The 17,525-nt window shown below is 62.3% G+C and carries 20 protein-coding genes; all 20 read right to left on the bottom strand.

Translation table 11 applies throughout. The features are described 5' to 3' along the window. Positions 1-56 precede the first annotated feature (56 nt). Positions 57-383 carry a DUF1844 domain-containing protein gene (locus H6678_14950; GenBank protein MCB9475097.1) on the bottom strand — a complete coding sequence of 109 codons (327 nt, stop codon included), beginning with the start codon at positions 381-383 and terminating at the stop codon, positions 57-59. Continuing rightward, a complete protein-coding gene (locus H6678_14945) occupies positions 383-1,231 on the bottom strand; it encodes a HAMP domain-containing histidine kinase (protein MCB9475096.1) in 849 nt (282 codons plus the stop codon). The genes H6678_14950 and H6678_14945 overlap by 1 nt, the downstream gene beginning before the upstream one ends. An 8-nt stretch (positions 1,232-1,239) precedes the next feature. Next, the gene (locus H6678_14940; GenBank protein MCB9475095.1) at positions 1,240-1,797 is read right to left on the bottom strand and encodes a bifunctional nuclease family protein; all 558 of its coding nucleotides are present in this window, start codon (positions 1,795-1,797) and stop codon (positions 1,240-1,242) included. Between the two features lie 414 nt (positions 1,798-2,211). After that, positions 2,212-2,691, bottom strand: coding sequence for a flagellar biosynthesis anti-sigma factor FlgM (locus H6678_14935; protein MCB9475094.1), 480 nt, complete (start codon positions 2,689-2,691; stop codon positions 2,212-2,214). Between the two features lie 65 nt (positions 2,692-2,756). After that, positions 2,757-2,951 (bottom strand): hypothetical protein, encoded by a 195-nt coding sequence (locus tag H6678_14930; GenBank protein MCB9475093.1) that lies wholly within the window; start codon positions 2,949-2,951, stop codon positions 2,757-2,759. Beyond that, positions 2,948-3,379: a flagellar export chaperone FliS gene (gene fliS / locus H6678_14925; GenBank protein MCB9475092.1), complete on the bottom strand. Its 432-nt coding sequence runs from the start codon at positions 3,377-3,379 to the stop codon at positions 2,948-2,950. The genes H6678_14930 and fliS overlap by 4 nt, the downstream gene beginning before the upstream one ends. A gap of 47 nt (positions 3,380-3,426) precedes the next feature. Continuing rightward, a complete protein-coding gene (fliD, locus tag H6678_14920) occupies positions 3,427-5,085 on the bottom strand; it encodes a flagellar filament capping protein FliD (protein MCB9475091.1) in 1,659 nt (552 codons plus the stop codon). A 227-nt stretch (positions 5,086-5,312) separates the two neighbouring features. Continuing rightward, positions 5,313-5,489: a hypothetical protein gene (locus H6678_14915; GenBank protein MCB9475090.1), complete on the bottom strand. Its 177-nt coding sequence runs from the start codon at positions 5,487-5,489 to the stop codon at positions 5,313-5,315. Positions 5,490-5,700: 211 nt separating this feature from the next. Beyond that, positions 5,701-6,021 (bottom strand): iron-sulfur cluster assembly accessory protein, encoded by a 321-nt coding sequence (locus H6678_14910; protein ID MCB9475089.1) that lies wholly within the window; start codon positions 6,019-6,021, stop codon positions 5,701-5,703. Positions 6,022-6,067: 46 nt separating this feature from the next. After that, the gene (locus tag H6678_14905; protein ID MCB9475088.1) at positions 6,068-6,649 is read right to left on the bottom strand and encodes a 50S ribosomal protein L9; all 582 of its coding nucleotides are present in this window, start codon (positions 6,647-6,649) and stop codon (positions 6,068-6,070) included. Positions 6,650-6,663: 14 nt separating this feature from the next. Next, complete coding sequence (locus H6678_14900) at positions 6,664-6,894, bottom strand: 30S ribosomal protein S18 (protein MCB9475087.1); 231 nt, start codon at positions 6,892-6,894, stop codon at positions 6,664-6,666. A 3-nt stretch (positions 6,895-6,897) separates the two neighbouring features. After that, positions 6,898-7,332 carry a 30S ribosomal protein S6 gene (gene rpsF / locus H6678_14895; protein MCB9475086.1) on the bottom strand — a complete coding sequence of 145 codons (435 nt, stop codon included), beginning with the start codon at positions 7,330-7,332 and terminating at the stop codon, positions 6,898-6,900. A 160-nt stretch (positions 7,333-7,492) separates the two neighbouring features. Further along, positions 7,493-9,556 (bottom strand): sodium-translocating pyrophosphatase, encoded by a 2,064-nt coding sequence (locus H6678_14890; protein ID MCB9475085.1) that lies wholly within the window; start codon positions 9,554-9,556, stop codon positions 7,493-7,495. 37 nt (positions 9,557-9,593) lie between these two features. After that, positions 9,594-10,175, bottom strand: coding sequence for an aminoacyl-tRNA hydrolase (locus H6678_14885; GenBank protein ID MCB9475084.1), 582 nt, complete (start codon positions 10,173-10,175; stop codon positions 9,594-9,596). 22 nt (positions 10,176-10,197) lie between these two features. Further along, positions 10,198-10,755 carry a 50S ribosomal protein L25 gene (locus H6678_14880; GenBank protein MCB9475083.1) on the bottom strand — a complete coding sequence of 186 codons (558 nt, stop codon included), beginning with the start codon at positions 10,753-10,755 and terminating at the stop codon, positions 10,198-10,200. A 29-nt stretch (positions 10,756-10,784) separates the two neighbouring features. Continuing rightward, the gene (locus H6678_14875; GenBank protein MCB9475082.1) at positions 10,785-11,720 is read right to left on the bottom strand and encodes a ribose-phosphate pyrophosphokinase; all 936 of its coding nucleotides are present in this window, start codon (positions 11,718-11,720) and stop codon (positions 10,785-10,787) included. Between the two features lie 102 nt (positions 11,721-11,822). After that, on the bottom strand, positions 11,823-12,119 hold the full coding sequence (locus H6678_14870; GenBank protein MCB9475081.1) for a septation protein SpoVG family protein: 297 nt from the start codon (positions 12,117-12,119) through the stop codon (positions 11,823-11,825). Positions 12,120-12,148: 29 nt separating this feature from the next. After that, positions 12,149-12,991, bottom strand: coding sequence for a 4-(cytidine 5'-diphospho)-2-C-methyl-D-erythritol kinase (ispE, locus tag H6678_14865; protein MCB9475080.1), 843 nt, complete (start codon positions 12,989-12,991; stop codon positions 12,149-12,151). Between the two features lie 214 nt (positions 12,992-13,205). After that, positions 13,206-16,358, bottom strand: coding sequence for a T9SS type A sorting domain-containing protein (locus H6678_14860; GenBank protein MCB9475079.1), 3,153 nt, complete (start codon positions 16,356-16,358; stop codon positions 13,206-13,208). A gap of 42 nt (positions 16,359-16,400) precedes the next feature. Next, positions 16,401-17,426, bottom strand: a complete 1,026-nt coding sequence (locus H6678_14855) for a hypothetical protein (protein MCB9475078.1) — start codon at positions 17,424-17,426, stop codon at positions 16,401-16,403. Between the last annotated feature and the right edge of the window lie 99 nt (positions 17,427-17,525).

The raw sequence follows: 17,525 nt of genomic DNA, 5'->3' as shown, positions 1-17,525 counted from the left end.
GCCGCGTCGCCATCCGCAGGGCGGGCGACGCGGCCCCGTTGGGGACCCAAGGGCCTTCAGCCCTGGGGTGTGTCACCGGATTCCGCGTCCGACTCGTCGGGAGAGCCGTTGGCGGCGGCACGCGCGCGCTGGGTCTCGTCCACGAAGTTCAGCCGCAGATCCTGCAGGGTCTGGGTGATGAAGCGATGCAGGGGGCCACTCAGGTTTCCCCGGGTTTTCTCTTCGATCATGGCCAGCAGGTCGATGTAGAGCGATGCTTCTTCGAGGTTGCTCTGGATGCCGCCCTCGGGACGGCTGATCTTGCCCAGGGCCATCATGGTCATTTGCTGATACTGGAAGACCAGCCCCTGGAACAGTTGGTCGTTGCGGTCGTTGTGTTCCATCAATCCAGTTCCTGTGTATACAAGGTGATGCTGTCGGCTCCGGTGGTGCAGCGCAGTTCGCGTCGGTGTTCGCGCAGCATTTCCTGAAGCCTTCCGTCGACGAAGCGGCTGAGGGCACGGTCGCGATCCCAGGCCTGCTCGCCCGCCAGCTCCAGCCGGGGCCAGCCCTGCTCGAGTCGGATCGTGAGCGTGTGGCTGCCGCGCCCCTCGATGCAGCCGATCATGGCTTCCAGCAGGCGGTCGAAGAGCCAGCTGGCATCGCCGAAGTCCAGTGGTGCCAGAGCTTCGGGCGGGACTTCCACCCGGGAATCGACCTGATGCTTGAGCACACCATCGGCCCAGTAGAACTCAAGTTCCTGGTTGATGATCCGCTCCCAGGCCAGCGAGCGCCCCTCGGTGCGCGAATGCAGCTTGCGGTAGCGTTCGCCGCAGCAGCGCACCAGCGCGGTCAGGTTGTCCAGCTGGCGTTCCATCTTTTCCAGGTCGCGGCTCTCGCCCGATTTCATCTGAAGCAACTGGATCAGCCCGCCCAGCGCATTCAGTGGGTTGTTCAGATTGTGCACGAAGCCCGCCGCCAGCCGTCCGAAACTTGCCTGCTGTTCCAGCATGCGCTGCTGCAGCGGGGCTTCACAGAGCAGCAGCAGCCCCTCGCCGGGCGCGATTTCCACCCGGCGGGCCGGCAGTTCGGGATTGCTGAGGATGGCTTCGCGGTCGAGGCCTTCCTGCTGGAACCAGGTGTCCAGGCGTCGGGCGGCGTCATTCTGCGCACAGTACCCCTGCCCGTTCCAGCTGAAGACGGGGTCGGTATACAATGGATGCTGATCGGGGGAAACCCGGGTGTCCGGCATCGGAACTCTCAGGCCTTGTCGGATCTGTCGCCACCCTGAAGGGTGCGAAACTGTTTGATCTGGTCGCGCAATTCGGCGGCGTGCTCGTAGTCCTCGGCTTCCACCGCCTTGCCCAGTTCCCGTTCCAGATGACTGATGCGCTCTTCAAGGGAGATCATCCGGGGATAGCCATCGTGCCCGGCCGCCTGCATCACGTCGTCGTTCATGTAGATCGGCAGACGCAACTTGAGTGCCAGCGGGATCGCATCGGAGGGGCGGGTATCCAGGGTGACCACTTCCCCATCGGGTTTGATCAGGTCGATCTCGGCGAAGAAGGTGTCGTCCTTGAGCTGGGAAATCAGCACGCGGCTCACCACTCCACCCAGCTTCTCGATCAGGGTCTGGATCAGGTCGAAGGTCATCGGTCGCGGATACTGCGAGTGCCGCATGTTGAAGGTGATGGTCTGCGCCTCGCCGGGACCGATGTAGATCGGCAACCACCGATCCGCGTCCTTCTGGCGCAGGATCACCATGTAGCTCTTGCTGCTGGGGTTGAACGTGACTTCGTTGATCTCGACTTCCAACACGGGGGACCTCGGCTCGGGTGGTGACAGGAGCCCGAAAATAGCGCATGCTGCCAAGCCATCCAAGGTGGGCGGTGCCGCCGACCATGCACGGCTCATTGCCTGTCGGGTCGAATCGCGGGAGATGAAAAAAGGCGACCACCGCGCGGTGGTCGCCCCTCCTTTCCCTCACCACGGAATCCCGCCAGGCGGGGTGGTGATTCGACTATCGGATTTGGTCCGCACGCGGACCCAGGCAGATTTATCGTACCGGCACGCCGGTTCATTGCTGACGAAATTGTCTGGCCCGAAGAATTAACAATCAAACATCAGAAGAGCAAGAAATTTCCACGAAACAGCAATCCGCGCCAAGGAATGAATCCAGGGCGCGGATCGTTGTGAAATGGCTTCAACAGTGACTTGAGGCTTTGCCCCCGCCTACTGGATTCCGTAGATATCGCTGAGGCGATCCGCGACGAAGCCCATCACCTCCGAATCCGAATAGAAGCCGGATCGCAGCTTGTCGCTCACTTCCTGCATCAGTTCGGGGCGGTAGCCGGTGGGGTCCGCGGGTGCCTGCTGGCCGACCTCGCGCGCGGCGACCCGTGCCATCGGGCTGGAGCTGAGACTGTCGCCCAGAGCATCCAGAACCTCGGGACGGGAATACCAGTCACTGGAGATCCTTGCCTGAGCTTCGGCAATCTTTTCCGGGCGCACATCGGGGAGCCGCGCGGCTTCTTCCCGCAGGCTGCCCATCAGACGCCCCAGGTCCCGGGCGGTGCTGCTGATTTCCACCTGCTCTCCCTGATGGCTATTTCCAATGGAATCAAGCTGTTTGCTGTTCTGATAGCGGGTTTCGATCTGGGCCCGCTGGATCCGTTGCTGGATCGTGTTCGAGGCGCCGTCCTGGATCTGCATCTGAGAACCTCCTGATGATGACCGGTTCATTGCAAGGGCAATGCCAGTTCAACGGTGCAAGCGAATCAACCGTAAACATCCAGTCGCAACCCTTTGCGGCTGTCCGCCGCTGGCTCGGGAGTCCGCTCGTCGGTCTCCTGGGGCGCCGTTCTGGACGTTGGATCCGGGGCATTGCCCGGTGAAGCGGGGCGAGCGGCCAGATCGGGGCGGTAGGCCCTGAGCTGCATGCTGGCACCCAGCTGCGACGAGGGCGCGATCATGCCAGGAACCCGGCACGGGGCGCGGCCACCGCGGTCTGCTCAGGGGACTCGCTGGCATGCTGCTGCACCACCTGGCCCCAGGTTTCCCGCAGGTCCTGCAGAATGTTGACCACCACATCCAGATGATCGGCCTGATTGTTGAAGTTGGCCTCGGTCATCCGATGCATCATGAATTCATAGAGGCGCTCGAGGCTGCGGGCGATTTCCTGCCCCTTCTCCATGTCCAGCGACTTGCGCAGCTCGGCAATGGCGCGCAGGGCGCGATCCATGTGCTGGCCTTTCTGCTGGAAATCCTTGTCATTCATGGATTTCTGCGCGTCCAGCAGGGAGCCGATCGCCACATCGTACACCATCAGCAGCAGCTTGCCACGGTCAGCCGTATGAACGCTGGTGTGATTGTACTGGCGGGCTCGGGTGTCCGTTGCCATCGGATGTCCTTTCAGGCAGGCTTCCGGCACTGCGCCGGAAGGCGGTGTCAGAGAGATGAAAGCTGACTGCTCAGATAGTTTCCCTGGGACTGGTAGCGGCTGATGGCCTCTTCCATGGCCAGGTACTGTCGTTCGTACTTGGCCCGGATCTGGGTCAATCGGCGCTGCTGGTCCCGAATGGTGTCGTCGTATCGTTCGATCGTCGTTTCCAGCCGGTCGGTCTGGTACTGGAGATTGCCGTAGTCTTCATTGGTGATGGTGTCCAGCACGCGAGTGAAGCTGGCGGAGATGCCCGGCGACATGCTGAGGGTGGAATTGATGGTGCCGCCCCCATCTCCGGGATCGTTGAACAGCAGTCGCAGACCGGAGAAGGGTCCATCCTCGGCCCCCACGATGAACTGACCTTCCAGAGTGGCAGCGACTCCGTTGAACGTCGCCGATGTGGGCTGCCCACTGGCATTGTAGACCACACTGATCGCCACATCACCGGTTTCCGTCCGTTCCTCGCGCGTGAAGAATGAGACCGCATTGCTCGTGGATGTGCTGGTGAAGGAGAACAACCGGCCCACATCGTCGAAATGCTCGTCGAGGGCCGCATCCAGCTTGTCGTTGTTGATCGACAGCCGTCCGGAGGTGCCACTGGTCAGCCCCAGCTGGCTCATGTTGGTGAAGGTATTGCTCGAGTCGCCCGTGATGCTGCGATTGGTCAGTGCCTGCAGACTGCGCTTCATCTGCTGCAGTGAGGCGTCTCCGAAGAGCAGACCACGGGTTTCGGTGGCGGCGTCGTAACTGCTCAGCTGGGTGATCTGATCCTGGATCGAGTTGTAGGCATTCACGAAGCCCACGATCTTGCCCTTCACCGTGGCCGTGTCCTCATTGACCGTCAGTGTCACGGGTTCGGTGGTCGTGGTGGTCTTGAGGGTGAATGTCACACCGTCGATCACATCGCTCACGGTATTGCTCTGGCTTTCGATCCAGCTGCCGGACGGGAAGCCGTTGACCCGGATCCGGGCATTCACTCCACTGGTCACATCACTGTAGGCCGCGGTGTCCCATTGTGAGCCATCACCGAGTGTCGTCGCGGCATCGTCCATGGCGAGCACGGACCCCGTGCCCGTGTTGGTGCTGCTCATGACCAGGTGATAAGCCGTGGCACTGCCCGAGCCATCGTTGATCAGAGTCGCCTTGACTCCAGGGTTGTTGCTGTCCCGGTTGATCAGGTCCTTCAGCGAGGCAAGAGTGGTTCCATCGGGCACACTCAGGGTGATGGTCTGCATGTCCCCACCGGTTCCGTAGGTGTACACGAAGTTCTGCGCGCCTCCGGAGGTGTTCACGGCCGTGCTGTTGATGTCGGCGAAGCCGCCATGGATCATGCGCGAGCTGGTGGCCAGCTGGTCCACTTCAATGGAATAGTTGCCCGTGACCGCTCCCGTGGTCGCGGTGGCGGTGAGGATATCCGAATTGGACGAGCTGACCGCCTTGCTGAGGAAGTCTTCCGTGTCCTTGTAGCCGTCCAGCAGGGACTGGAAGCTGGTGAACTTGTCATTCAGCCCGCGCCAGGCCGCCATCTGCTGGCGACTCTGCTCCTGGCTGTTCTGCAGCATCGTGACGCGCTGGCCCTCGATCTGCATCAGGGAGTCCACGGTGGCGCGCCAGTCGATGCCGGTTGCGACGCCGCTGATGGCTGATGTGGATGAGGTGGACATGGATTCTCCTCGGTCTTTCCGGACCGCTGTCAACGCGGGCCGACGTCACTGGAATGCAAGTACCGTGACAACTGCGGATTCAGGATCCTGTCAGTCCAGGCATACTTGGAACATGCTGTTTATTCTGGCGTTGACCAGACAGAAAGCTGTGCGCAGCGCCCCTTCCTGTGTGAAGGGCAGGCAATTCGGACCTACCTGCCCCATCGGACGATGCAAAGAATTCCCCTTCAGGCGACGGTATCCAGTTCCCCACCCCGCTCCCGGGTGCCCTGCGGTGCCTTGTGCGGTTTGTCGCCCTGGTCCTGCTGCCTGAAGGAATGCTGTTCCTGATTCCGCCGCTTCTGGCGCTCCTTGAAGCGTTTCCAGCGTTCCGGTGGAGCCGGTGTCGGGGGTGTGATCTGCATCGGGACCTCCTTGGTGGACCCCGTTGAGACACGGGTCCGCCAATCCATCGGCAGGTCCGTGGGAAACTGGAGCGATTCAGGAGGGTGAAAGGCCGGGGGGTGGCACGGCTGGAAGAATCTGCCGCCCTTGGTCAGAGTCAGGCGATGGTGGGAGGGGTACAAAAACACATGCCGCCCGAAGGCGGCATGTGTCAGGATTCGATCGGGTCTCTCAGACGCTGAAGCTCTCGCCGCAGCCGCAGGTACGCGTGGCGTTGGGATTGTTGAAGACGAACCCCTTGCCATTCAGTCCCCCGGACCAGTCCAGGGTGGTACCGTTCAGATAGAGGTAGGACTTGGGGTCGACGAACAGCCTGACGCCATCGTTCTCGAAGATCTTGTCGTTGTCGGAGGGTGCCGCCACAAAGTCCAGTACGTAGGACATGCCGCTGCAACCACCGCCTTTGACTCCCACCCGCAAGCCGGTCGCGCCAGCTTCTTCGGCCATCAGGCGTTTCACCTGGGCCACTGCGGATGTGCTGATCTCGATCATGGTCCCCTCCACTCTTCCAGAAGACGGGTGGAGAACCGGAACGGGACTAGTTGTCCTCGTCCTGGCCGTCCTCGTCTTCGCCATTCGCTGCAGCCTGGCGGGCAGCCTGACGGGCAACGCGCTCGGCTTCTTCGGCGGCTTCGATGGCGGCGATTTCCGCTTCGATGGCCGCCTTGACTTCGGCTTCCATGTCCATCACGATCAGCTTGATCACGGCATGCATGCTGCCGTAGAGCTTCACGTGGACATCGTGCGTACCCAGAGTCTTCACCGGACGTTCCAGAACGATGTTCCGGCGTTCGATATCGAAGCCCGCCTCGTGAACCAGGTCGGCGATCTGGTGGTTGGTCACGCTGCCGTAGAGACGGCCTTCGTTGCCCACCTTGACCTTGGCGACATAGCTTCCGGCTTCGAGGCGCGCCTTGAGGGCTTCGGCCTTGGCCATTTCACGTTCGGCCGCACTCAACAGCTGGCGCTTCTCGTCCTCGAAACGCTTCAGGCTGCCACGATCGGCCAGATAGGCCAGACCCTGGGGCATGAGGTAATTGCGTGCGTATCCGGGCTTCACGGAGACAATGTCTCCCACCTTGCCCAGGTGTTCGATTTCACTGCGAAGGATGATTTTCATCGGACCGCTCTTCCTTAGCTGGGGTTGTCCGCCACGTAGGGCAGCAGCGCCAGGTGGCGGGCCCGCTTGATTGCCCGGGCCAGCATGCGCTGGTACTTGGAACTGGTTCCGGAGACACGGCGCGGAATGATCTTGCCGCCCTCGGTCAGGAAGCGGATCAGACGCTTCTCATCCATGTAATCGATGTACTTGACGCCGGATTCCTTGAACCGGCAGATCCGCTTCTTGTACGAATAGCTTGCCATGTCCTATTCCTCCGAGCTTGCGTTTTCGTCCGAACGACGTCCGCCGGGGCCACCGGGGCGCGCGGGTCGCGTGGGACGCGTGCTGGCGTTGCGCTGCTCCATCTCCTTCTTGTAGATCTCCTGAGTGATCTGCTTGAACTTGATGTCCCGTTCGGTCATCACCACCACCAGGTGGCGGAAGATGTCCTCGGAGAGTGCGAACCAGCGATTCAGAGGGCTGACGGCGGCACCGGGCATCTTCACTTCCGTGTAGACGTAGTAGCCGTACTGGCGCTTGCCAATGGAATAGGCCAGGCGCTTCTTCCCCATCCGGTCGATGCGGCCGACATCGCCACCGTTGTTCTTGATGAACTCGGTGAACTTGCCGACCACCCCGTTGATCCGTTCTTCGTCGTAGTTGGGTTCGACGATGAACGTGATCTCGTAATTGCTCAACATGCGTGCTCCTCGTGGACTGTGCCCGCCGTCATGAATCCGCCAGGGGCCGATTCGGAGAATGCGGGAAAGAGCTGGTTCCGTCCGGACCCTCCGGCGGAAGCCTGTCAGTGTAGAAAATCAGTTCCGATCGCGCAACGCCCCACCCGAATCTCCCGGGAGACTACAGGAGGGGGGCGATCACCAGGCTGACGATCGACATCAGCTTGATCAGGATGTTGAGGCTGGGACCGGCGGTATCCTTGAAGGGATCGCCCACCGTGTCACCCGTGACGGCGGCCTTGTGGGCCTCGCTGCCCTTGCCTCCGAAATGCCCGCCCTCGATGTGCTTCTTGGCGTTGTCCCAGGCGCCGCCCGCGTTGGACATGAACATGGCCAGCAGCACGCCGGTCACGGTGACCCCCGCCAGCACGCCGCCCAGCATTTCCTTCTCGTGCAGCACCAGACCGAAGAAGAGCGGAGTCAGCACGGCCAGCAGGCCCGGCATCACCATTTCCTTGATCGCGGCCTTGGTGGAAATGTCCACGCAGGTGGCGTAGTCGGCCTTGCCCGTGCCTTCCAGCAGCCCGGGAATCTCGCGGAACTGGCGACGCACTTCCTCGATCATCGCGTTGGCCGCCCGGCCCACGGCGTTCATGGCCATGGAACTGAAGAGGAAGGGCAGCATGCCGCCGATCAGCAGTCCGGCCATGACCTTGGGCTGCAGGATGTCGATGCTGTCGATGTGCGCCGTCTGCTTGAAGGCTGCGAACAGGGCCAGAGCGGTCAGCGCGGCCGAACCGATGGCGAAACCTTTGCCGATGGCGGCGGTGGTGTTGCCCACCGCATCCAGCTTGTCGGTACGCTCGCGCACGTCTGCAGGCAGGTGAGCCATTTCGGCGATGCCGCCGGCGTTGTCGGCGATGGGACCGTAGGCGTCCACGGCCAGCTGGATGCCCGTGGTGGCCAGCATGCCCAGCGCCGCGATGGCGATGCCGTAGAGCCCGGCGAACTGATAGGACAGGACGATGGCACCGGCCAGCACGATGATCGGCAGAGCCGTGGACATCATGCCCAGCCCCAGACCCGCGATGATGTTGGTGGCAGAACCGGTCTGGCTGGCCTTGGCGATGCCCTGGGCGAAACTCTTGTTCTCGGCCGTGTACAGCTCGGTGAGCATGCCGATGGCGATGCCCGCGGCCAGGCCGGCGATGGTGGCCAGGAAGATGCCCATGGCCCCGATGTTCTCGATGCCGCCGGAGCTGAAGGTGAAGGTCACGCTGTTCTGCACGATGAACCAGGTGGCCACCAGCATCAGACCCGCAGCGCCGAAGGTGCCGAAGTTGAGCGCGGTCTGGGGATTGCCGCCTTCCTTGGTGCGCACGAAGAAGGTACCGGCGATCGAGAGCACGATGCCCACGGCGGCCAGCAGCAGAGGCAGCTGGACCAGGGTCATCACGTCCTGCGATCCAGCGGCTCCCATGGTGATGGCTTCGGAACCCAGAACCATGGTACCGACGATGGCACCCACGTAGGACTCGAAGAGGTCAGCGCCCATACCGGCCACGTCACCCACATTGTCGCCCACGTTGTCGGCGATCACGGCCGGGTTGCGGGGATCGTCTTCGGGAATGCCCGCTTCCACCTTGCCCACCAGATCCGCACCCACGTCGGCGGCCTTGGTGTAGATGCCGCCACCCACGCGCGCGAACAGCGCGATCGAGCTGGCACCCATCGCGAAGCCGGAGAGGATGCGCAGCACGTGGACCAGCACCTCACCTTCGGCCTGGGGTCCCCCATAGATGTAGAACAGGAAGGACAGGCCAAGGATGCCCAGTCCCACCACGTTCATGCCCATCACGGCTCCGCCGGAGAACGCCACCTGCAGCGCCTGGGCCAACCCGGTGCGAGCCGCATTGGTGGTACGCACGTTGGCCGCGGTGGCCACACGCATGCCGAAGTAGCCTGAGAGAGCACTGCAGAAAGCGCCCACGATGAAACTGACGGCCGTCAGCTGGGCCCCCTGGCCCATGTTCAGCAGATACAGTCCAATGCCCACGGCGATCACGAAGACCGCGAGCACACGGTATTCGCGACCCAGGAACGCCATGGCACCTTCGCGGATGGCCAGGGCGATTTCTTTCATGCGGTCGTTGCCCGCGTCCTGACGGTTGACCCATGCGGTCTTGGTGAAGGCAAAGAGCAGTGCCAGCAGGCCCGCCCCCATCGCCAGAAAAACAGTCGTCATGCTGTCCTCGGTTTTCGGGTGGTGTCCGTTGTGTGTCTCAGGAGTCCGCTGGTGGCCGGTTGTAGCGGTTCATCGCCGCCGTCAACCCTTCACCCAGATACAGGCTCACCGCATCGGCGGCCCGATCCAGCATTTCATCTACCGTCGACCCGGCAGCCGCCGGGATGGGCGAAAGCACCAGGCTCTTCCACTGGGAAGCTGACACCTCCACCGGGGGGCGAAACCCCAGCCGGAGTCGGGCGATGTCCTTGGTTCCCATCACCTGCAGGATGTGATTCATCCCGTTGTGATGCCCTCCGCTGCCATCGCTGCGGAAGCGGATCTGCCCCAGCGCCAGATCCATGTCATCGAAGATCACCAGCACGGAATCCAGGTCGCACCGGTAGTACTGGGTCACTTCCCGCACGGCCTGTCCCGACAGATTCATGAAGGTGGTGGGTTTCACCAGCAACACATCCTGTCCCAGCAGACTCAGGCGGCATTCAAGCCAGGCCCCGCGACCGCTGCGGAAACTGCTGCCGGACCGTCCAGCAAGACGGTCCAACAGCAGGAATCCCAGGTTGTGCCACGTGTTACGGTAGCGCTCCCCGGGATTCCCCAGTCCACAGAGGATCCGCATGGGTCAAAGGCCTCGCTGTCGCTCAGGCCTTGGCGCGCGGTTTGGTGATCTGGATCACGGCAAGGTGCTCGGGAATCATCAGGGTGTATCCGGGATTGACCGGCAGATCTCGCACAAGCATGGTCTGTCCGGCTTCCATCTTGCTGATGTCGACCTCGACCGCACTGGGAACCGCTTCAGGCATGCAGCTGATGCGCGCGAAGTGAAGCAGCTTGCGGATCTGGCCACCCTGGCGCAAGCCCGCGGGATTGCCCACGAAACTGATCGGCAGGCGCAGGCGCACCTTGCGTCCGGGGACCAGCCCCTGGAAATCGACGTGCAGCACCGCGGAACTCACCGGATGACGCTGGATGTCGCGGATCAGGCAGTTCTCGATGATCTCGCCCTCGATGTCGAGGGTGACCACCCGGGCGCGAGCCTTCTGGGAGTTGTTGAACTCGCGGGTGTTGATGGTGATGTGCTGAGGAACATCCTGACCCCTGTAGTACACGGCCGGGAAGCTCTCGTCCATGCGTACGCGCCGGGACGGGCCCTTGCCCAGACCGTCACGCCGAATGGCCTTGAGAATGATGCGCTCCATGGGAGGCTCTCCTGCTTGAAGAATGTGTGTCACTGACTGAACAAGGACGAGATCGATCTCTCGTCGTGAATCATCCGGATTGCTTCCGCGAAGATCGGCGCCACGCTCAGCACGGTCAGCCGATCCGGCAGGTATCTTTCCCGATTGGGGATGGTGTCGGTGACCACCAGTTCCCGAATCGGTGACGCGCTCAGCCGTTCGATGGAACTGCCGCTGAACAGCGCATGGGTACAGGCGCAGATCACGTTGCGCGCGCCCAGCTCCTTGGCGGCGGTGGCGCTCTGTGAGACGGTGCCCGCCGTATCGATCATGTCGTCCACGATGACCACGTTGCGATTGGCCACCTCACCGATCAGGTTCATCACCTCGGCCGCGTTGGGCCGTGGGCGACGCTTGTCGATGATCGCCAGATCGGCACCCAGACGCTTGGCATAGGACCGGGCCATCTTGACCGACCCGATATCCGGTGCCAGCACGGTGCAGTTCTCGATCTGCAGGTCCTTGAGGTACTGCAGCAGTACCGCGCTGCCATACAGGTGATCGAAGGGGATGTTGAAGAACCCCTGGATCTGGGCCGCATGCAGATCCATGGTCAGGATCCGGCTTGCACCCGCCGCGGTCAGCAGATCGGCCACCAGCTTGGCCCCGATCGCGACCCGGGGCTGGTCCTTGCGGTCCTGGCGCGCGTAGCCGAAGTACGGGATCACACAGGTGGTCCGACGGGCGGACGCGCGCTTGGCGGCATCGAGGATCAGCAGCAGCTGCATGAGATTGTCCGCGGGAGGAATCGTGGACAGTACCACGAAGATGTCCTTGCCGCGGATGTTCTCTTCGAACTTGGCGTACAGCTCCCCATCGGAGTAGCGCCCCAGGTCGAGGGCACCCACCTCCATGTCCAGCTCCTGCGCGATGCGCGCAGCCAGTTCACGCGACGATTCGCCGGCGAAGATGCGATAGTCGTCCATGGTTCCGTTCAGGCTGAGGATGTATGGGGTTGTCCCGCAGGCATGTGCGACGGCCTGGCCTGCGGCAACGTTCGGTTCGGTTCGGAAGGATGCGGTGGTGGGTCAGGATCCGGAATCGGCCATGATGTCGGCCGTCCGCGAGTTTCCGTTCTCGTGCAGGTGATACTCCCGCAGAACCCTGTCTTCGATGAGCTGCCGGAACTCGTTGGAAATGGGGTGGGCAATGTCCTTGTGACTGCCGTCATCCATTCGCCGGCTGGGCATGCACACGAACAGTCCCCGGGTGCCCTGAATGATCTTCAGCCCCCGGATCACGAACACATCGTCAAAGGTGATGTTGACGAAAGCCCGCAACTTGTCATCATCGCGAAGGGTGATGTTGACTTCCGTGATGTCCATTTGCTCACTCCTGGCGAATGCGGTTTCCGCTACCCGAGAATCCGGGTCAGAAACGTATATGGCCAGCGAGCACTCAGATCCGCTGCACAGGCAGCGGCCACAGCATCCGTGTCAAAGAATCCGTAGACGGCAGACCCGCTTCCCGAAAGGGATGCGTAACAGGCTCCGGATCGAATCAGCCCGCTTTTCAGCTCGGCCAGTTCCGGAAACTGCTGGAAAACCACCTGTTCGAACTGGTTTTCGGGCCAGCTGGATCGATCATCCCGGTCGGGAACGAATCGGCCCAAGCCGCTGAAAGTAGCGTAGCCACCACTCTTAGTCAAGGCTCGGGTCAACTGGGCATAGGCCTGCCCCGTCGAGATGAATCGTTCCGGCCAGACCAGGACAACTGGTCCGCTGAAAACAGGTGTGGTCGGCCGCAGGATTTCTCCCCTGCCGGATACATGCGCCCACTGGGGGGTCAAGAAAAAAGGCACATCGCTGCCCAGTTCGAGGGCCAGCGAAAATCGTTCGTCGGGATCAAGCAACCCGGGCCAGAGGCGATCCAGTGCCAGCAGGCAAGCGGCCGCATCACTGCTGCCACCACCGAGGCCGGCACCCGCCGGGATGCGTTTCTCCAGGTGCACCGAAAGGGGGTCCCGCTTGCCGGTCCGGGCGCGCCACCCCTCGAGGGCCCGCAGAACAAGATTGTCAGCGGTGACCAATGACGGTTCGCTGCAACTGAAATGGTCGCTGGCGGCAAGGTCAATGCTGAGGCTGTCATGAAGCTGAACCGGGAGGAAAATGGACTCGATGTCGGTGAATCCGTCATCGCGCGGTCCGATCAGCCTCAATCCCAGATTCAGCTTGGCGTGCGCGTGTTGCAGTATCAAAGTGTCACCATCGTGCGCTGATTTCCTGTTCCGGTGTCGATTGTAGCAATTGAACTCGGCATGCAATACATAAATCCACTATGCGCATTCATTTTGTCGAATTGCTGTACGCCAAATAACTCTGTTTCCGCAACAGAACAAAATGGGTGCGATCGCAATGAAAAGACCCCCCCGAGCGCAGGCCCGGGGGGGTCGACAGAACTGAGATGCTGAGTTACTTCAGCAGGACCATCTTCTGCTCCCGCTGCTGACCGTGGGCCTGCAGGCGGGCAAAGTAGATGCCGCTGGCCAGACCAAGGCCGGCATCGTTGCGTCCGTCGAAATGAATCCGGTAGCTGCCGCTGGCCTGTTCTTCGTTCACGAGGCTGCGCACGCGCTGACCGGCCAGGTTGAAGACATCCATGCGCACCTGCCCCGGCCGCACGAGCTGGTACTCCAGGGTCGTGCTGGGATTGAAGGGATTGGGATAGTTGGGGCGCAGGGTGAAGGCCACGGGCTGCTCGGGATTGTCCACGCCGCTCAGCGGATCGATGGTGACCCGGGTGGTATAGACGTCCTTGATGTCCTCCTTGCCCGAGGCGCGCATGTCAACCCACGACAGGTAGGCACCGCCCTGGAGGTCATGGCTCAGGAAGGGCTCGCGCTGGTTGTGGAAGAAGTTGAGGATCTCGCCTTCATACTCGGTGCCCTGGATCACGCCGCTCACCCGGTCCACATTGCTCTGATGGACCCAGAGGTCCTTGTAACCCGTGGTATCGCCGGTCTCCTCGGCAGCGACGGCCACCAGGAAAGCCGACCAGCCGTTGACGGGAATCGTGATGCCGGTGACATCTTCCTGGGACCCGTCGGCCACGTACAGGCTTCCGGAGCCATCATCCCAGAGCAGGGATCCATCGGCCAGCACATGGCGCTGGTAGATGTCGTCGTTGTCGTTGTTGCTGAAATCCGAATAGGCGATGTAGGCCCCGTCGTATCCGTCATTCACGATGCGGGCAGTCTTCTGCGAGCCGGCACGTGTGTCCACGGGAGTCTCCCAGAGACTGGTGCCGTTGGCATCCATGGCGCGGGCCACCAGGTCGGAGTTGGACGGGTCGGCCGTCAGATCTTCCCAGATGCCCAGCACTCCGCCACCGTTGCGCGCCGCGATCGATGCCTTGCGCTGGTTGCCCGCGACACCCCCACCGAAGACCAGGCCACCATCGGCCCAGGTGGCATTGCCCGTGGCATCAAGATGCTGGATCAGCACGTCCGTGTCCTGCCAGTCGCCACTCTCCCAGACCAGGTAAAGACCACCGTTGCCATCGGGCGCGATGTCGTTGAACGTTTCGTGAATGAAAGGCGTGCTGGTCACACGGGCACCCTGGGCACCCCAGAGGCTGGTGCCGTTGAAATCGAAGGCCTGGGCGGATACTTCAGCGTAGAACATGCTGTAGGTCGTATCCACGCCGGACCAGGCCACCACCACGTGATCGCCCGAACGACGGACCTTCATGTACTGCTGGTAATACAGGCCGCTCTGGTCCGGGTCGAAGGCGGGAGTCACCGGCTGTGACGAGTTCCAGAGCATCTGCCCATCGCTGTCGATGCGGGTCAGAAAGCCCTGCTGGGCGCCGTCGCTGCCGGCCTCGATGACCACGAAGGCACCGCCGGAGCCGTCGGACACCACGTCGTAGCGGTTCTGGCCGCCTTCAAGGGACATGTCCACGGCCACGCCGTTCTCGGGCAGGACCGGGTTGCCGGTGACTTCGTCGAGGAACTGCATGTACACGTGGGGGCCACCGGCGTTGCGCGGATCGACCCAGAAGACCATCGTGCCTTCTGGGGTGGCCACGTTCTTGACCTGGGCCACGCTGCCGCTGATGCCCCATGCCGAGTCGTCACCCTCGGGCGCGAAGGTGGGCTGTCCCTGGGCATTGAGGTGCTGGGTGAACACGCCCAGGCTGCCGCGGCTCATGTCGCCCCAGGCCACGAACAGTCCGCCATCCTGATCATTGCGCAGCGCGGGCTGCAGAGCATCGCGCTGAAGTTCGGCGTGATCCACGACCACGGTTCCGTTGTCGCCCCAGAGACGGGTGCCGGAGGCATTCATCTTCTGCGCATAGATGGTGGAATAGCTTTCGGTGCGCTGGTCCTGCCAGACAATGAAGGCGCCACCGGCTTCGTCGCTGCTCAGTCGGGCCTGCTCCTGCTGTCCCGAGGCCAGACAGGCGGGGGCGCCATAGGCTCCCCAGAGGTGCTGATCGGTGGTGTTCATCTTCTGCACGTAGATGTCGGCCTGGGTATTGCCCGGGTCGTTGATGTTGGACTCGAACATCAGCAGGGTGGCGCCGACACCATCGAAGGCCAGGCGGGGATTGGCTTCGTCCTTGCCCGGTTCGGCCGCGATGGCGATGCCATTGGCCGCGAATGTCGGTGTCAGCTGGCTGTCGTAGTGCTGCACGTAGATGTCGCCGGCGTTGTCGGTGCGCTTGTCCACCCAGGCGACCCAGCAGCCCGTGCCACCATCCCAGGTGACCTTGGGGGAATACTGGCGTCCGGGCACGGCCACCACGGCCTGGCCGCCGTCGCCGTTGACCAGAGTGCCGTTGGCCAGCACGTGCTCGATGTAGATGTTGTCGTCGCTGGCTTCACGCTGGTCCAGCCAGACGATGAAGGCGCCGCCGGCGCCGTCGTGTTCCATGGACATGGCCTGCTGGTCGCCCACGGCGTCCACGATCACCATTCCGTCGGTACCGAAATTCGGGTCCACGGTGCCGTTGGCCAGCACGCGGCTCACATAAAGATCCCAGTTGGTGCCACGGTTGTCGGCCCATACCGTATACGCTCCGCCGGCACCGTCGATGCACATCGACTTGCTCATGTTCTCGGTTCCGTTGGCGCAATCGTCGCACAGCAGGATGCCGCCATCGCCATAGACCAGGCTGCCGGTTCCGGAACCGCCGTCGTCCAGCAGATTCACGTAGATGTCGCCGCTGGCGTCATTGCGGAAGTCGATCCAGGAAACCCACGCGCCGCCCGCACCATTGGTGATGAGTACGGGGTCTTCCTGACGGATCACGTCATCGTTCACGATCAGGGCGTCCACGATGCCGTGATCGGGATCATCGGTGCTCCAGACGGCGGGTGCGCCGGGCTGGGAGGCGTCCACCTTCTGGGCGAAGAGATCACGCATGCCGAAACGCGTGTCCGACCAGGAAATGATCATCTCGCCATTGGCGCCGATCTCGGCGCTGCGCTGCCATTCGATGTGATAGCCCTGGCGCACGGCGGTGCCGTTCAGATCGTCCCCCCAGGGCAGGTAGGGATCGGTGGCCAGCGCGGAGGTGACTGTTCCGGCCAGCAGGATCAGTTGAAGTGTGGTTCGCATGGAAATCCGTTTCTCCTCTTCGTGGTGCGTCTTGCGGTCGGGTCAGTGCAGCGGATTGGCCAGGATCAGCAGGCCGTCGTCCCGATCGGCCACATAGATCCGCTCGGGCGTCACCCGCAGGCGACGGGCATAGTTGCTCGTGAATCGATAACGCTGGCGGGGCCTTGCCGGATCCCGCAGATCGTAGATCAGCACACCCTTGCTGGAATTGGCAAGGACGGCATGATTGGCATCCAGACTCACATCCAGGGTGGTTCCTCCGGGAATGGTCACGGATTTCAGGTAGGGACGGCTGGGATCGCTGGCATCGACCACCGCAAACCCGTTGCCTCCCAGGGCCACCACCACCAGCCCGTCCTGCACCGAGAGGCGCAGGGCATCTCCGGGCAGAGCCAGAGTGGACAGGATATCCAGATCCACCAGCACCGGATCGCCATTGAAGCGCATGATGCTCAGGCCATACCGTCCGTTGGCCAGGTACAGCAGATTGCCGTCGGTGGCCAGGTCGTTGCCGTCGTTGTTGAAGCCGTTCCAGGAGTAGCGATAACCGGGCGGAGGGCTGTCACCTGAATAGAACCAGCGGCCGGCCGGGTCCGGATGGCTGCTGTCGTCCCGATCGCTGAACTTCTGCACCAGGATGCCGTCGCTGCGGTCGCAGTACACCAGATACTGATAGCCGGCCGCATCGTGAAAGCCATCCTCGTTGTTCACGCCGGAGGCGAAGAAGGGACGGATGTAACTGCCGGCGTAGGGATTGGAGACGTTGAAGGCCAGCAGGTTGGTCTGCAGCTTCAGGAAGAGCAGGCTGTCGGCCAGCAGGAAACTGGAGATGAAACTGACATCCCCGGGGGCATAAAGGCTGTCCGCCGAGCGATAGGTGGCCACGGGACGGGGCGCTCCTTCTTCGGAGCGGTTGAAGACCAGAAAGCCCCGGTTCTCGTTGCTGGCCACGAAGAGCTGGTCACGACCGACGGAGATGTCGGCAATGTCATCGTTGACCTGGTTCCAGCTACCGATCAGGGTCAGATCCGCGTCCACCTGGTCCTGCCGCTCGGCGCAACCGGCCATCAGTAGACAGATTCCCAGAACAATTCCAGACAACTTTCGCACCGTCATGGGTCCTCTTCACGCTGGTTCATGCTTGAATCCGGGCCGGATATGGACCTG

This window comes from Candidatus Delongbacteria bacterium (genome assembly GCA_020634015.1).
Classification (GTDB): Bacteria; CAIWAD01; CAIWAD01; order CAIWAD01; family CAIWAD01; genus JACKCN01.
This window is presented reverse-complemented; position numbering and strand designations above follow the sequence as displayed.

What these genes read in the sequence shown, in the direction of transcription:
- H6678_14950 (MCB9475097.1), bottom strand. Translation starts at nt 383, where the DNA reads ATGGAACACAACGACCGCAACGACCAACTGTTCCAGGGGCTGGTCTTC.
- H6678_14945 (MCB9475096.1), bottom strand. Translation starts at nt 1,231, where the DNA reads ATGCCGGACACCCGGGTTTCCCCCGATCAGCATCCATTGTATACCGAC.
- H6678_14935 (MCB9475094.1), bottom strand. Translation starts at nt 2,691, where the DNA reads ATGCAGATCCAGGACGGCGCCTCGAACACGATCCAGCAACGGATCCAG.
- H6678_14930 (MCB9475093.1), bottom strand. Translation starts at nt 2,951, where the DNA reads ATGATCGCGCCCTCGTCGCAGCTGGGTGCCAGCATGCAGCTCAGGGCC.
- fliS (MCB9475092.1), bottom strand. Translation starts at nt 3,379, where the DNA reads ATGGCAACGGACACCCGAGCCCGCCAGTACAATCACACCAGCGTTCAT.
- fliD (MCB9475091.1), bottom strand. Translation starts at nt 5,085, where the DNA reads ATGTCCACCTCATCCACATCAGCCATCAGCGGCGTCGCAACCGGCATC.
- H6678_14915 (MCB9475090.1), bottom strand. Translation starts at nt 5,489, where the DNA reads ATGCAGATCACACCCCCGACACCGGCTCCACCGGAACGCTGGAAACGC.
- H6678_14910 (MCB9475089.1), bottom strand. Translation starts at nt 6,021, where the DNA reads ATGATCGAGATCAGCACATCCGCAGTGGCCCAGGTGAAACGCCTGATG.
- H6678_14905 (MCB9475088.1), bottom strand. Translation starts at nt 6,649, where the DNA reads ATGAAAATCATCCTTCGCAGTGAAATCGAACACCTGGGCAAGGTGGGA.
- H6678_14900 (MCB9475087.1), bottom strand. Translation starts at nt 6,894, where the DNA reads ATGGCAAGCTATTCGTACAAGAAGCGGATCTGCCGGTTCAAGGAATCC.
- rpsF (MCB9475086.1), bottom strand. Translation starts at nt 7,332, where the DNA reads ATGTTGAGCAATTACGAGATCACGTTCATCGTCGAACCCAACTACGAC.
- H6678_14890 (MCB9475085.1), bottom strand. Translation starts at nt 9,556, where the DNA reads ATGACGACTGTTTTTCTGGCGATGGGGGCGGGCCTGCTGGCACTGCTC.
- H6678_14885 (MCB9475084.1), bottom strand. Translation starts at nt 10,175, where the DNA reads ATGCGGATCCTCTGTGGACTGGGGAATCCCGGGGAGCGCTACCGTAAC.
- H6678_14880 (MCB9475083.1), bottom strand. Translation starts at nt 10,755, where the DNA reads ATGGAGCGCATCATTCTCAAGGCCATTCGGCGTGACGGTCTGGGCAAG.
- H6678_14875 (MCB9475082.1), bottom strand. Translation starts at nt 11,720, where the DNA reads ATGGACGACTATCGCATCTTCGCCGGCGAATCGTCGCGTGAACTGGCT.
- H6678_14870 (MCB9475081.1), bottom strand. Translation starts at nt 12,119, where the DNA reads ATGGACATCACGGAAGTCAACATCACCCTTCGCGATGATGACAAGTTG.
- H6678_14860 (MCB9475079.1), bottom strand. Translation starts at nt 16,358, where the DNA reads ATGCGAACCACACTTCAACTGATCCTGCTGGCCGGAACAGTCACCTCC.
- H6678_14855 (MCB9475078.1), bottom strand. Translation starts at nt 17,426, where the DNA reads ATGGCCGGTTGCGCCGAGCGGCAGGACCAGGTGGACGCGGATCTGACC.